19 protein-coding genes are annotated in these 13,353 nt (G+C 47.8%); 1 reads left to right on the plus strand and 18 read right to left on the minus strand.

Annotation, left to right across the window (positions count from 1 at the left end):
- Positions 1-13 precede the first annotated feature (13 nt).
- The 6 genes from CGC65_RS29760 to CGC65_RS29780 form a co-directional block, all read right to left on the minus strand.
- Positions 14-601, minus strand: a complete 588-nt coding sequence (locus CGC65_RS29760) for a hypothetical protein (RefSeq protein ID WP_002569149.1) — start codon at positions 599-601, stop codon at positions 14-16.
- A gap of 31 nt (positions 602-632) precedes the next feature.
- A complete protein-coding gene (locus CGC65_RS29765; RefSeq protein ID WP_002569150.1) occupies positions 633-1,175 on the minus strand; it encodes a hypothetical protein in 543 nt (180 codons plus the stop codon).
- 13 nt (positions 1,176-1,188) lie between these two features.
- The gene (locus CGC65_RS29770; RefSeq protein WP_002569151.1) at positions 1,189-1,422 is read right to left on the minus strand and encodes an immunity 17 family protein; all 234 of its coding nucleotides are present in this window, start codon (positions 1,420-1,422) and stop codon (positions 1,189-1,191) included.
- Between the two features lie 60 nt (positions 1,423-1,482).
- Positions 1,483-2,598, minus strand: coding sequence for a hypothetical protein (locus tag CGC65_RS29775; protein ID WP_002569152.1), 1,116 nt, complete (start codon positions 2,596-2,598; stop codon positions 1,483-1,485).
- A 15-nt stretch (positions 2,599-2,613) separates the two neighbouring features.
- The gene (locus CGC65_RS31490; protein ID WP_007037462.1) at positions 2,614-2,784 is read right to left on the minus strand and encodes a hypothetical protein; all 171 of its coding nucleotides are present in this window, start codon (positions 2,782-2,784) and stop codon (positions 2,614-2,616) included.
- 107 nt (positions 2,785-2,891) lie between these two features.
- Positions 2,892-3,434, minus strand: coding sequence for an SLOG family protein (locus CGC65_RS29780; RefSeq protein WP_002569153.1), 543 nt, complete (start codon positions 3,432-3,434; stop codon positions 2,892-2,894).
- A gap of 157 nt (positions 3,435-3,591) precedes the next feature.
- Here CGC65_RS29780 and CGC65_RS29785 point away from each other — a divergent pair, with 157 nt between their 5' ends.
- Positions 3,592-3,906 carry a helix-turn-helix domain-containing protein gene (locus tag CGC65_RS29785; RefSeq protein WP_002569154.1) on the plus strand — a complete coding sequence of 105 codons (315 nt, stop codon included), beginning with the start codon at positions 3,592-3,594 and terminating at the stop codon, positions 3,904-3,906.
- A gap of 189 nt (positions 3,907-4,095) precedes the next feature.
- Here CGC65_RS29785 and CGC65_RS29790 read toward each other — a convergent pair whose 3' ends face one another.
- From CGC65_RS29790 to CGC65_RS29845, 12 genes are all read right to left on the minus strand, one after another.
- Positions 4,096-5,508 carry a relaxase/mobilization nuclease domain-containing protein gene (locus CGC65_RS29790; protein ID WP_002569155.1) on the minus strand — a complete coding sequence of 471 codons (1,413 nt, stop codon included), beginning with the start codon at positions 5,506-5,508 and terminating at the stop codon, positions 4,096-4,098.
- A 54-nt stretch (positions 5,509-5,562) separates the two neighbouring features.
- Positions 5,563-5,889: a hypothetical protein gene (locus CGC65_RS29795; protein WP_007037459.1), complete on the minus strand. Its 327-nt coding sequence runs from the start codon at positions 5,887-5,889 to the stop codon at positions 5,563-5,565.
- Positions 5,886-6,740, minus strand: coding sequence for a nucleotidyl transferase AbiEii/AbiGii toxin family protein (locus tag CGC65_RS29800; protein ID WP_002569156.1), 855 nt, complete (start codon positions 6,738-6,740; stop codon positions 5,886-5,888). The genes CGC65_RS29795 and CGC65_RS29800 overlap by 4 nt, the downstream gene beginning before the upstream one ends.
- Positions 6,737-7,330: a type IV toxin-antitoxin system AbiEi family antitoxin domain-containing protein gene (locus tag CGC65_RS29805; RefSeq protein WP_430472385.1), complete on the minus strand. Its 594-nt coding sequence runs from the start codon at positions 7,328-7,330 to the stop codon at positions 6,737-6,739. Before CGC65_RS29805 ends, CGC65_RS29800 begins: the two co-directional genes overlap by 4 nt.
- A 125-nt stretch (positions 7,331-7,455) precedes the next feature.
- On the minus strand, positions 7,456-7,755 hold the full coding sequence (locus tag CGC65_RS29810; protein ID WP_002569158.1) for a CD1845 family protein: 300 nt from the start codon (positions 7,753-7,755) through the stop codon (positions 7,456-7,458).
- Positions 7,756-7,907: 152 nt separating this feature from the next.
- Positions 7,908-8,252, minus strand: coding sequence for a plasmid mobilization protein (locus tag CGC65_RS29815; protein ID WP_002569159.1), 345 nt, complete (start codon positions 8,250-8,252; stop codon positions 7,908-7,910).
- Entirely contained in the window at positions 8,249-9,055 is an 807-nt protein-coding gene (locus tag CGC65_RS29820; protein WP_002569160.1) for a DUF3848 domain-containing protein, read from the minus strand. Before CGC65_RS29820 ends, CGC65_RS29815 begins: the two co-directional genes overlap by 4 nt.
- A gap of 1 nt (position 9,056) precedes the next feature.
- The gene (locus CGC65_RS29825) at positions 9,057-9,977 is read right to left on the minus strand and encodes a hypothetical protein (protein ID WP_002569161.1); all 921 of its coding nucleotides are present in this window, start codon (positions 9,975-9,977) and stop codon (positions 9,057-9,059) included.
- Positions 9,974-11,905: a recombinase family protein gene (locus tag CGC65_RS29830; protein ID WP_007037456.1), complete on the minus strand. Its 1,932-nt coding sequence runs from the start codon at positions 11,903-11,905 to the stop codon at positions 9,974-9,976. Before CGC65_RS29830 ends, CGC65_RS29825 begins: the two co-directional genes overlap by 4 nt.
- 54 nt (positions 11,906-11,959) lie before the next feature.
- On the minus strand, positions 11,960-12,151 hold the full coding sequence (locus CGC65_RS29835) for a hypothetical protein (protein WP_002569192.1): 192 nt from the start codon (positions 12,149-12,151) through the stop codon (positions 11,960-11,962).
- 70 nt (positions 12,152-12,221) lie between these two features.
- Complete coding sequence (locus CGC65_RS29840) at positions 12,222-12,452, minus strand: YdbC family protein (protein ID WP_002569193.1); 231 nt, start codon at positions 12,450-12,452, stop codon at positions 12,222-12,224.
- A gap of 45 nt (positions 12,453-12,497) precedes the next feature.
- Positions 12,498-13,352, minus strand: coding sequence for a ParB/RepB/Spo0J family partition protein (locus CGC65_RS29845; RefSeq protein ID WP_002569194.1), 855 nt, complete (start codon positions 13,350-13,352; stop codon positions 12,498-12,500).
- Between the last annotated feature and the right edge of the window lies 1 nt (position 13,353).

Here is a 13,353-nt window from a genome sequence, read left to right on the forward strand (position 1 = left end):
CCGCATTCTCCTTTTATCCCACAATGGTGGTTTCCTGGATAGCCAGATTATCGTAATCCATGGCGATCAGCTTTTCAGCGGCCTGTGGGGTACACATGAACCAGGTGCTCACGCCCCAGGCATCCATCCTTGTGACGGTGAAGAAGTCGGTTTCGGCGGGAGAGGGATTTCTGGCGTCAAGATAGCGGTCAGAATAGAGGTAGACCAGATCCACCTCCCGGTCCGGTAGCCACTTGGCCCGGCGCGCACGGGGCTTTCCGTTTTTCAGAGTCTTTTCTCTGGGGTTCTCAAACCACGCCAGTTCCTTGAGCTTCAGACCGGTAAAGGTATCCATGAGCCGCTGGGCGATCTCCCGGTGGGTAAATACTCCGCAGTCCCAGGAGCCTATCAGCCATGTCTGTATAAAGTCGCCCACCTTGCTGCCAGGAGCAGGCGGCCCGTAGACGCTCTCATCCGCCCACATGACCTCTATCTTTTCACATTGATCTGGCCGAGGACAGGACTGCTTGTTGCCATAGCGGTACATGATATTTACATAGCCATAATCTTCGCCGGTTCGGTCATGGCCGACGACTTCTATTTTATAAGCAGTGATTGACATTGCAGTTCCACCTCCTGAGCCAGCACAAAACTTATGCCAATTCCGCGTCCAAAATCTGGACTGGTTTTCCTTTCTCGTTCACATAGTAAAGGGCAATATAGTCGATGCCGTCCCGCTTGACTTGCTCCCAGGGCATCCGCTCGCCGTTGATCAGTTCCACAGTATCCGACTCATCCGGTTCGAAGTCTTCTTTTTCGTCCTCATAGTCGATGTTGTACCCCAGCTCCAGCACCAACTTGGAGGCAGGGATCTCATATTGCTTGAGGGGACGGTGTTCCAATTCAGATGGATCGTGTTCATCGCAGAACAGATGGTCGTAGCCATGCCGTCCACCGTCAAAGATAACGAACTCCTCACCGCTCTCTGGGTCACGGGCTGCCACCAGTCCGGGGGCCTCATCGCTATCTACAATATAGGATTGGGGCTCTCCCTTCACAGTGAGCAGATCTCCGTAATACCAAACTTCCAGCAGTTCATTGCCGGCGGTGGAACAGAGTGTCACGGTAGGCAAACGCTTTTCCGCCCACTCTTTCACATGGCCGGTGAGCCAGGTGGGATATTTCTCAGTCATCATAGTCTTTCTCCTTCTATTTCAATTTCAGCACAAATCCCCAGATACTCACCACAATCAGGAGGACACCCAACAGAAAGAAAACCACACGCCGGTATCCTCTGCTGTGTCGATGGGCATCTCGCGTACCAGTGGGGTCGCAGAGCCAGTTCCAGTTGCGGATCGCTCCAATTAAAATCACGGCTCCGATGAGCACCGATGCAATGTGCCAATGCTCTTGCAAAAATGCTGTGGTCTGTTCGCTGTTCATTCTACTTCCTCCTCACGCAAATACCTGCTGGTATTTCTCTTTTCATACTGTGCGACTTTTTTAGGTCTGCTGGTGCTGCATGGACACGATATGACAGTCCGGGCAGAATTCCACATAGAGCGTGCCCTCCGCACAGTCAAACACCATATCCCACTGGATTTGGGCCAGATACTTCATGGGCTTGCCGCAGTGAGGACAGGTCGTATATTCCGCGTCCTGCACCCAATTGGCAAAGCCGCCGATGGTATTCACATCCTGGCAGGCCGCACCGTAAAACAGGGACACAGGCGCTTCGCCCAGCACAAAGGGATTTTCCGTGAGGGCCTTGTACTCCTCGGGACTGACATAGCAATCCGTCTTCTCCGCGCCGTCAAATAGCTCAGAGGGAAAGACCTCCACGCCGCCATCCAGGGTAAACCGGTTGAAGGCGGGGCCTTTGAGGAATCCCACGCAGCTGGGGCAGCAGGTGGCAGTCAGGATACCATCCAACCCCAGAAATTTCAGACGCTCATCCCGGCCGTCCAGCACCAATATATCCACCACGCGTCCGCCGCAGTGGGGACAGGTATCTTCCCGTTCTCGGCCAATGCGGACGGGAGATTTCTCGCCAGTGGTTCCCTTGACCATAGGATAGCAGGTGTCGAAGTTGAGTTGGATTTTCTGGCCCTCCTTGTCGAAGGTCCAGCCTCCGATCTGCGCATAGCTGGATGGGTCTACATAGAGGCCCTTGCGCCAGGGCCGGGGATTTCGCTCCAGCTCCAGCAGCGTCTCCATTGCCTTGTCATCTCCCTGCATAGCAAGGCAACTCATCAGGTTGGAGGCCGCGCTGGAATACTCCGCGGACAACAGCGCATGAATCAGACCATCTCGCACATCGGCGGGAGCGTGATAATAGATCTCACAGGGCCAAAACACCTCTGCGGCCAGTGCCATCCGCTGAATCTCTGGGGTGATGACATCATGGTAGCCAAGCAGCTGCCAAAAGTCGGCGAACTCTGGGTCCTCCATATCAGCCAGCCTCTGGATGTTCTGTATCAAGTTTCTTTGTTTTTCGACAATTTGTTCCGGCGTCCAGGCCAGAGCAGCTTGCCGTTCTTGCTCGCACTTACATTTCCAACACAATCCCTCATAACCCAATGGGGTTCCACAGCTGGGGCAGGTATATTTCAGACTCATGTTCTCATACTCCTTTCAGGCAATAAAAAAGCCCCACGCCGCACTGTCATAAAGACAGGCTGACGCAGGACATGAAGAAGCCGCGTTGAAGGAGCCGCATCCACCAGCAGATGTAGTTTCTTCAACAACCAAAATATTTTTTTCGTATCTTAAAGCAGCAAATTGCTGTTCAATATATTTGTTCATAGCGGCACCATTTGTTCTGAGCATAGTTTTATATTTTATTATATCACAGCACTCCTTCAATGAAAATATTTTGTTGGAAATGCCAATGAAAAATTTTTGTGAATTTGTTAAGTCGTAGGGGTTGTTATTTCCATAGTATCTGGATGGATCAGAGTGATTGCTTTTCCGTTTCGTAAGGCATAATTGACTGTCTGTGCTGTGCCTGAGCGCAGCTTTTTCTGATTATCAAACACACCGATGATGTACTCTGCATGATCGACCATATAATAATTTCTTTTTTTATAACTGGAAACATCCGCAGAATGTGAAATAACAATCGAATCGTTTGCGTTTTGGATCAGCTTTTTCAATCTATGCCTACTCTGATCCGGCCATTTAGAGTCATAGCCGATGAAGGGAATTACAACGATAATTTTAATATCCTCGTATCCTGTTTGTGCTCTCAATGTTAGCAGCTGTTCTCCAGCCCACATATCCACACCAAGAGCACCGCCGACAAAAAAAGTACGGACAAATTTCTCGTCATGGAGTATGCGAAACTGCTCCAGGAGACATTCTTTCAGCTTTTGGCATAGAGGATCTTCCTCATTATATCCAAAGCAAAATCTTGTTGGTCTGTGGCCGGTAATGGCACAGGCATACTGATTCATACAAATCACCCTTGATAACTGCCTTGATTACGCATATAAAGCAAAAATAACGCAAATAATAATGCGTATAAAGGTTATATTACAAAATTATAACACAACACATACGAAGTATCAAGAATTGCTTTCTGCTATGCTAAAAGAGCAGAGAGGTGAGCGTATGGACGAAGAATTTATCCGCAATCGAATCACAGAATTACGATTGAAAAAAGGCGTTTCAGAATATCAGATGAGCATGGAGTTAGGGCAGAACAGAAGCTATATTCAGGCAATTTCTTCCGGGCGTTCTATGCCGTCTATGAAGCAGTTTCTCAACATCTGTGAGTATTTTGAAATCACGCCGCTTCAATTTTTTGATGCACAGGAGAATAACCCTCAGCTTATCAAGAAGGCTTTGGACGGAATGAGAAAGATGTCAGATGACGATCTGATTATGCTGATTGGTTTTATAAATCGCTTAAACACAGAAAACTAATGATAGGAGGCAGTAAGCGTCCCATCATTAGTTTTTTTATTTTATGCGCAGCATATTGTGGCAAGCAATGCTTGTGGCTATCCATTTCGCCACAAACTGCTTGTTGAGGGCAGTGCCCCCAAGCCCCTTTGAACACAGAATTTCATTCTGTGGCTGCGCGTTCTGCGAACGCTTTTGACCAGGACCAGCTTATCGCTGGCCGTGGTCTTTTTCTTTTTCAACATCCTGTTCTACCTCCATTTTCAGCACCCGATCCACATTGGCCTTTGCCGTTAAAAGCTCCCGCATTTCCTCACGGGAACGCCGGTACTCGGCATAGGTCTTTTTCTTTTCTTCCAGCAATTTCGCATACTCCGTCTGCAACTCTTTGACCTTAGGCAGCTTCTTGACTCCCATTTCATCAAAGGCATTCTTGGCAGCCTGGTGGAGCAGAATTTCTTCCTCATGTTCTTCCCGGAATTTCTTAGAGTAGCCCGCCTTGCGGTATGCCACATAGACCTCACGGGTCTTGGCATAATTTACGATGTGAGTACGCAGAACAGCAATCTCTGCCATGCGCTTTTCAGCTGCTTTGATCTGTGCCGAAAGCTCATTGTGATGTGCCGTGGCAGCCGCAGCCTTTTCTTCCAAAACCGCATACTCCAACAGATTGTTCTCCGACAGGTAATTCATGGTCTGTGCCATTTGCTTCAGATTGAAAACTTTAGCCCATCGAGCATAGCCAGCACCTTTTCCGGCCTGCAATTTTGCCTGAATGTCCACCAGCAGATTGACCTTCGGCGGCTCTGCCTGTGTGACCGTTTTCTTTCGTGGGGTATGCGTTTTCTTCCCAGAGAGAACTGCCTGCAAATCTTCCAATCCATATCCTTCGCCCAGGCTGTCCATTCGGGCGGCTTTCTCCCAACCGGGGAGCTTCAGGCGATATGATTTTCCGCGCTTTGATACCTCACAGCCGGACTCTTGCAGCAGCCTCAGCAGCTCCTCAAAGTCAGCAGGACTTTGTGATAATGCATTGTCAATCGCCACACGAAGCAGCTCTCGGTGAGAGGGCTTTGCCTGATCGCCCAGCCATTTGTTATAGCTCTTTCCGTGAGGTTTCGGGTTCTCTACAATAGACAGTCCGTTTTCAATGCAGATGGTGTCGCTCAACTGACGGACCGCCTTGGTGCTGCCCCAAAAGTTTCGGAATTTCCGGTCATATTCTAAGCTGACCGATGACCAGATAATGTGATTATGAATGTGCGACTTGTCTATGTGAGTGCAGACCACAAAGGCATGATTACCCTTGGTAAAGCGCTTGGCAAATTCTACGCCCAGCTGGTTTGCTTCTTCCGGAGTGATCTCTCCGGGGCGGAAGGACTGGCGCACATGATAGGCGATCACATCATCCGCACCGCGCACTCGTCCGGTAGCAGTAATATACAGCCGCTTTGCCAGAAGGAACTCCGCATCCGCTGTCCGGCTGTCACAAGCATAGCCGGTAATGAGCCTGCCGTTATCTGTTTTCTTTGGATTGGCCACATAGTCGATAATGTCACTGATCGCCCGGCTTTCTGTGCGGCCCTTGCCGACATGAAGCGGCATGATTCTTGTGGTTGCCATAGGTCAGATCTCCTTTCCGAAAAGAAAACGGCCTGCCGTAGCAGACCGCTTTCACTATTCTATAAAACTTTCTTCATCGAAAAAATTGAAATCATCATCTTCTAAGTGTCTTGGTGGAAATCTCATTTCATATTGCTCTTGCGCCAGTTCACGGACATCAGGCCGCCTATCCTTTAGTCGATTTTTCAGCCAGGACAACTGCTCTTTCGATAGCCTCCATGGAAGATTAAAAAGACGATTCAGTGTCATCAGTTCAGCCTGCTTTTCTGCTGGTAGCGAAGCACAGGATTTACAAATGTGGGATGCATGACCTTTGCCTGAAAATTTTTCGTTGGCTTTGTATTCGCCACAAACTTTACAATAGTGTCCATACTTTTTCATAAGCCGATGCCTTTCTCGCAAAGATCATATAACCTGCGAATTGCTTTCATAATCACATCCCATTCCAGATCAGAAGCATAAGAAAACTTTTTACGGTATGCCTCCCAAAGTTTTTGCATAACCGAATCATTTTCCACTTCGTCAAAAACTTCTTCAGCTTGGTTAAGATACTTCTCCGATCCCCGTTTATGAGCAGTTGCCAGAAGCGCATCATGTAAAATTTTCGGGTTCAGCGTGGTTCCATGCAGCTGTTCTAAAATGAAAATATCGTAGAAATCTCTCATACGAGTATTGGTTGTGGTTCTGGTAATAATGGTTTCCAGTTTTTCTGCCAGCACAGTTTCTAAATTATAAGCCCAAATATCAATGGAGCGATCTTCCAGCATAAGTTTGAATGAATACTGGACCTCTCTTGGAGTAATTGCATCTCCTGTGGAAATATCAATTTTCAAAGGGGTCACTACGCCATCGAATGTTGTACTCATACTGACACGAATCCCCGGATACTCTGCTTCATCCATAATCTCCGAAATACTTTTCAGCTGAAATTTAACACCATCATCAATCGGAACAGTTATGATTGATGAAATTAGATTCTCAATATCCTCCACATTGACATTGGCTCCTTTTATGGTTGCATCCAAATCCATCGTAGAGCGGGCATCTAATCCAACCATAGCCGCTACCAACATACCGCCCTTCAAGATAAACTTATCATGATACTCAGAAAGAGAAATACGCTCCAAAAAACGCTCCATCATGTAGTTCCTCATTAAAATCTGAGCATCAGCGGATTTTTCTCTGGAAAGGTTTCGTATTAAATCTTTAAGCTGCCTTGCTGTTTTTATCATAAAAGTACCTCCAAATACTGTCGTAAAATTTTTTCCACCTTGAACATCCCAGCATATTGCATTAAAGTTCGCAGGTTCTTATCTTTTCTACGGGCATACGCTTTCAGTGCCCCCTGAAAGGTCTGAATTTCAATTCTGCTGCGGCTTCTGAGCAAATCACAGATCGTTCGCTCCATATCATAAACCGGCACAGTATGCCCGAATGGAGTTTTCGCTGTCGTAAGTCCTACATCATGTAAGTCTGCTTTAATCGTAAAAACTTGAATGCCTTCTGCTTTCATTTTGCTTGGATTGCATCCAGTTTTGACTGTAACTGTATATTCTATTGGTTCACGATCTGTCAGATCGTGAAAAAATAACGCTGTTTCATGTGAAAATACTGCCTGTTCAAATCGCAAATGAAGCAGATACATGGCATCCACCCAGGAATCTTTGGACAGATAAATCCCATGTGCGACTCTATCCAAATCTCGTGAACGCACATAATCATAAAATACCGGCTTTGAAATTCCAGAAGATACGACCTGTGATGTTCGTAGCATTCCTTCTTGTGCTGTTAGCATCTGATCCAGCTGTTCAAATTGTCCCATCATATCACTTCCTTTCGCACTAATATTATACGCAATATTAGCTCAAAAGTAAAGTCGCGGATATAAAATTCCTTTTCCCAAATATAACAGACGGTGTCTGGCATTTTTATGGTTTTGCGTATTTTTTATCCATAAACTAACTCCTGAATCGCAAATTTCAAACTCTGCACCTTGCCCAGCAGCCAGATCGCAACCAGCGGCAGCCCCATCGGACTAATCAAAAATGCCATGACCAGCAGAATCACACCATTCTGCGGGGAATAGGTAATAAGCACAGCCACGCCAAGCAGAGCAATCACCGTGCTGAACAGGCCAAGCACCAGACCAGATATGTAGATCAGCCCCGTGCAGAGCCAGACAAAAAGTGTCAGAAGCAAAATGATCGGTGCAGTTATAATCATCAAAAGCCCTTTCAAAATCTTCATATCATTTCCTCCTTGCGTTCTCGGTATCTTTTCTACTCATATTATCCGGCATGGGCAGGCAAAAGACAAGGATACCGATAAAAAGAAGAAGCGGAGAGAGGAGCAGCGAAGTAATGCCGTTCCTCCCTCCGCAAATGGAGTATCTATCCCTGTTATGAAAGTTTAGAAAGCTGAGTAAGGATTTCCTTTACGCCCTCCCATAACTGTTCCTGCCGTTGGGATATATCCTCCAAGTCAGCATCATAAACCCGCCCAGTCTCATGCACTTTGCGGGTCAGCTGGTTTAAGTTGTTGCTGCTTCGGCGCATCAGGGAAACCAACTCCTTCAGTTCTGGCAGATCCAGCTTAACCACATATCCATCCAGTGCCATTTTTCTTAGATAGGCTTCACGGTTTGAGGTTCCAAACTGAGACATTTTTTGCTCAATCACAGCAAGCTCATCCGCTGAAACTCTAAAGTTTAATTGCATATCCCGCTTACGCTTTGCCATAGTCATCTCTCCGGCTCCCGTTTCTTCGGGGCGGCAGGCTTATGGACAGGCAGCTCCTGTTTGAGCTTTTGCAGGACAGAGCCTTTTTCTTTCTCCTGAACGGTCTTTCGAGCCTGTCTTGTAAACAGATCCACCAGTCCCGGATTGACTCGATCCACTATCAGATCGGCACATTGCTGGGAAGTGGCACTATCCTCCGGCATTGGAATGGTCTTTGCCCATGCTTTGTTATCACGAGAAATCCGCCCATCTGCATCCTTATGCTGAATGGTATTGGCGAGAATAAAGTTCAGCCGCTCTGCTCCAAATTCCTCCAAAATCTCTTGCACCGCAGAAGCAGTATCCAGCCTGTTATCCCTATAATGGGCACTGATCGCCTGCTCAATGGCAACTTTGCAGGAAAAATTCGCCTGGTCAGAAAGCCAGTATGCGTCTGTTTCTCCATGCTTAGTCGCGTATGAAGCAGAATGAAGATAAACTACCATGGGATTAAGTTCTTCTGGTTCTCTGCATACCTCATTGGCTCGACTTTCAATGCTGTCTCGGATCACATCCATATAGCCGGTCTCCAGCTTATCAAAATAGCGGTACACATCCGCCAGCGGCGAGGGAGATTCCAAAAGTGCCTCTGCCTGGGCATCGGTCAGCTCCAGTTCCTCCATCGCCATCACGATGTCCTCACGGATGGTGTACTCATAGGTGTGGTGCAGGATTTCTTCCGGGGGCTGGCTTTTCAGCCAGTCCCTGTATTTGTCCTGCTCAGCGGCCATCTTTTCATAAAGGGCCGTATTCAGATCGTTGGTATTCATGTTATCGCACCTCCTCATGCTGTTTTGGTTTCTTGTCTGTACTACGGGGCGGCACCGGGCGTTTCAGATGATCCAGCACCGAAGGCCGTGTGCTTTTGGCAACAGCGGACTCAGTGTGTGCCTGTCCCTGTCCCTTTCCGTCGATGTTGAGCAGGGTATCCAGCTCCACCAGACGGGCGTTTTTGCTTCTCAGTTCTTCTTCATAAAGGAATGGCTTTCCGACTTCCTCCTTTGCAGCAGCCTGCTGCTGACAGAGGTTATCCAGCTGTGCCTTTGCCGCCTCCAGACGCTGGGGCATCTGGGCGAGGGCATTGTCGATACGGGTAAGATTTCCGCGAGGGTCTGTACCAAGGGTTGCCCGGTGGGTCATCTGTCCTTTCAGCAGGAGCGTATATTCCTGTTTCCAAGCGGAAAATTCCACGGACATGGCATAACCCCGATAGCTGCCGATCTGCACCGGATCGGAGGTTTTAACCTCCTTGCAGGCGTCCAAAAGGGCAGCACCGGCGTTCTCCTTATCGGTCAGCAGGTCTCCCCGGATCTCCATACCGGCAAAGCCGTCCTCCGGGTGCGGGTGAGCTGCCAAAACCTCCAGGTCAGATTCAAAGCCCTTGATAAAGCCCTTGTGCTTTTCAATCTCCTCCGGGAAGTATTTGAGCAGCTGATCCTCCAAGCGGTACTGCTTACTCTGGTGGTCGGCTTTCATCAGCTTCAGGCGGGATACCTCCACATCCAGATCCATACGCTCTTTGATACGGGGGTCTCCGGCGCACAGAGCCTTGATCTCGGCAAAACTGAGGGCGGTTTCATCCACATCATCGCAGGAGCGCACCGGCGATTTAGAAGTCATAATCTGGGAGATGAATTTCTGCTTCTTCTCCACTGTCTGCCACAGATAGGCGTCAAAGGTTCTTTCGGTCACATAGCGGTACACATGGACAAGGGGATTCTGGTTGCCCTGGCGCTCGATACGGCCTTTGCGCTGGGCGAGGTCAGTCGGTCATTTTTTGCGGACAGTTCAATACATGCCTGTCTGTTTCGCTCCCTGCTCCTAATTTTCGCTTCTGTCCCTCTAACCTTTCTTATCCTTTCCCTGCACTCTGGGCAATACTTCGATATTCCAGAGTTAGGAACGTATTCAATGCCGCATACTGTACAATTTTTAGGCTTTAACGCCGCCCACCGCTTTGTGGGTATGATATGTAATTCACCGACAAAGCCGATGAATTTATAATAAATCTTGATTTCCTGCCGCACCGTTCCATCCGCAATCGTTTCACGTTCCGAAACAATTATCTTGTCTATGAGTGCGTTTATAATAGTTGCGTCCAATTCCTTAATTCCTTGATAGTTGCGGATTAAGGAGAGGAAGTCACGGACACCCTGTGACTTTTCATAGCTTTCTGTAAGTGTTTCTGACACTTCCTTTAACCGTGCTTCGATTTCAAGCTGCTCTTTCTGGTATTTCCCCGACATCATCTCAAAATTCCGCTCGGTAATCCGCTCCATTACCTTATCTTCGTAAAGAGAAGAAAACAATCTGTCCAGTTCCGCAAGGCGTTTGTTCAGCTTTCTTTGCTCCTTTTCCAGTGCCTTTGCCCTGCTGTGGTCTGTTTCCGTGAGCCGCTTTTCTATGGCTCTTACCGCCTTTTCATCATTGACTGCCATATCTGCAAATCGATTGATGTCGGCAAGCACGGCGTTGAACAAATCCCTTGCTTCTATGTTGTGTGCAGTACACACGCCATTTCCATTTCTGGCATAATTATTGCAGGAATACTGTACACAGTCGATAATATCGGGACGTTTCCTCCTGTGTACGCTCGTTGCCCGCAAAGCATAACCGCAATCGGCACACTTAATTATGCCTGCAAAAATATTTTTAAATCCTCCCGCATTTTCTTCCCGCCTGCGGCTCGTCATAAGCCGTTGGACAGTATCAAATTCCTCCTGCGTGACTATCCCCTCATGAGTATCGGGTATCACTTCCCATTCTTCGGGCAGCTTAGAAAGGCGTTTCCTGCTTTTCATGCTGGGGGAAATCCGTTTGTAGCCTGCAAGGTTTCCCGCATATATCGGACTTCTCAGAATGTTCCTTATACTATTTTCGCCCCATATATAGCGGTTTTCCTCGTTATCTTCAAAGTAGCGTTCAAAACCCGTTTCCCCTCGCTCCGCCGCATAAGCGGCAGGACGTAGGATATGCTGTTTATTGATGTGCTTGCGGATTTTAGGGATTCCGTATCCTTGTAAGGCAAGGTCAAATATCTCCCTTACTATATGGGCAACCTTGTCATCTATTAGCAGATGATTATGGTCTGCAGGGTCTTTGATATAACCGTATGGTGCGGAAGTAGCCATATATTTCCCCTGCTGAAATCTTGCACGGAACGCTGATTTTATCTTGACTGATATGTCGGCGGCATACATCTCGTTTAGGATGTTGCGGAAAGGCGTGATGTCCATCGCTGATTTATTGAGCGTGTCCACACCGTCATTGACCGCTATATACCTCACGTTATGCTCTGGGAAAAAGACTTCCAGATACAGTCCGCAGTCAAGGTAATTCCTCCCCAGACGTGATAAATCTTTCGTGATAACGCAGTTTATCACCCCGCTTTCAATGTCCTTAATCATGTTCTGGAAACTTGGTCTTTGGAAATTTGTGCCAGAGTAACCGTCGTCCACATACGTTTTTGCTAAGTGCCATCCCTGCTTTTTTACATAATCCGTAAGGATGGATTTCTGTGTCGCAATGCTCGCACTCTCGTTATCCGTGCCATCGTCCTTTGACAAGCGGCAGTACATGCCGACTTCGTAAACCTTATTCTCCGTTCTTATTCCTGCCATACTGTAAAACCTCCGTATCTGTCCTATCTGTTTTCATGTCCCATTGCGTACATTCTAAGCGGACAGCCCCTCATTGTCGAAGGTGTCGCCCTCGGCAATCTTCTTCCGAATATCCTCGGAGATAATCGGGATAAATGCTTCTGTGACTGTCTGTGTGCCGACATATTCACGGCTGATTATCATCTGCACTGGTGCTTTCGGCACGATACGCTTACTCTTTTTATCTGCTTTCTTATCCTCGCCCATACTTAAATCTTCCTTTCCAGACAGGGCAGGAGAACGTCTGGAAATGCCCCGCCCTGTCAATCAGATACCATCAATCCCCGCTGTTTAATTCTTTCTGTAATGCTTTAAGGAGTGCCGCCGCTTCAGCAGCGTTCAATGTGATACCTTTTCCGCACTTCTCACGGTTCGGGGAAAAGCTGCGGATGTCATACTTCGGCTCTTTCCCATTCCATGAAATGAGATTGATTTCCTTTGTGTAGCCACTGTCGCCCGTAGACAATACTGCGATTTCCTTTACGATTTCATACTGGATTTCTTTCATTCTCTCTACCTCAACTCTCTGTATTTACTTCCCGAAAAAAGAAGATTAGCGGCTGTCACGGTTGCGTTTCCTCTGCAACTCACGCTCTAACAGTTTGATGATGGTGTCCGCCATCTGCTTCGGCGTTGTGCCTTTCGGGAAATATTTCTTTAACTTCTCCATACCGATTTTCACGGTTTCTTTCTGGTTTCCCTTTTCCTCCGTCATAATCGCAAATATCGTATCCATATCAAGCCGCCCGCTCTGGCTTAGGCTTTTCATACGCTGTGCCTGTGAGAGTGAGGGCGTTGCTTCTTCGCTCTCCATTGTGGCAAAGAGTTTTTCCTGCTCGTCTTTCTTCAAAAAGGACAGTTCCACCGCAGGCGTGAGGGCGATTCTCCCCTCATCCACCATCTGCAAAATCGGCGGTATCAGTTCCGTCAAGCGGATAAAACGCTGCACGGTCATCCTGCCCACGCCGAAGCCCTGTGCCACCTTGTCGTCCGTCCGCAACTTCGTCACAACTTGTGACGAGGTTAAGTCCGTGCGGAATCCCTGCCGCTTCATGGCTTCGGATTTCATCTTGTAGGCAAACGCCCGCTCCGATGGCAGGATATTTTCACGCTGTAAATTACTGTCTACAAGGGTAATGATGGCTCGGTCACGGTCTAAGGGCAGGACAAAAGCGGGGATTGTGTTTATCCCTGCAAGTTCAGACGCACGGACACGCCGCTGTCCTGCAATTACTTCATAGCCGTTCCCGTCCTCTTTTGGGCGTGTGATTATCGGCGTGACAATGCCAAATTCCTTGATGCTTTCCGCTAACTCTGACAGCGTTTCATCCTCTGCCACATGAAACGGATTGTCGGGAAACGGGTACAAATCTTTGGTCTTTAACACCTTAAAATCCTGTTTCTTCATT

The organism is Enterocloster bolteae (genome assembly GCF_002234575.2).
Lineage (GTDB): Bacteria > Bacillota > Clostridia > Lachnospirales > Lachnospiraceae > Enterocloster > Enterocloster bolteae.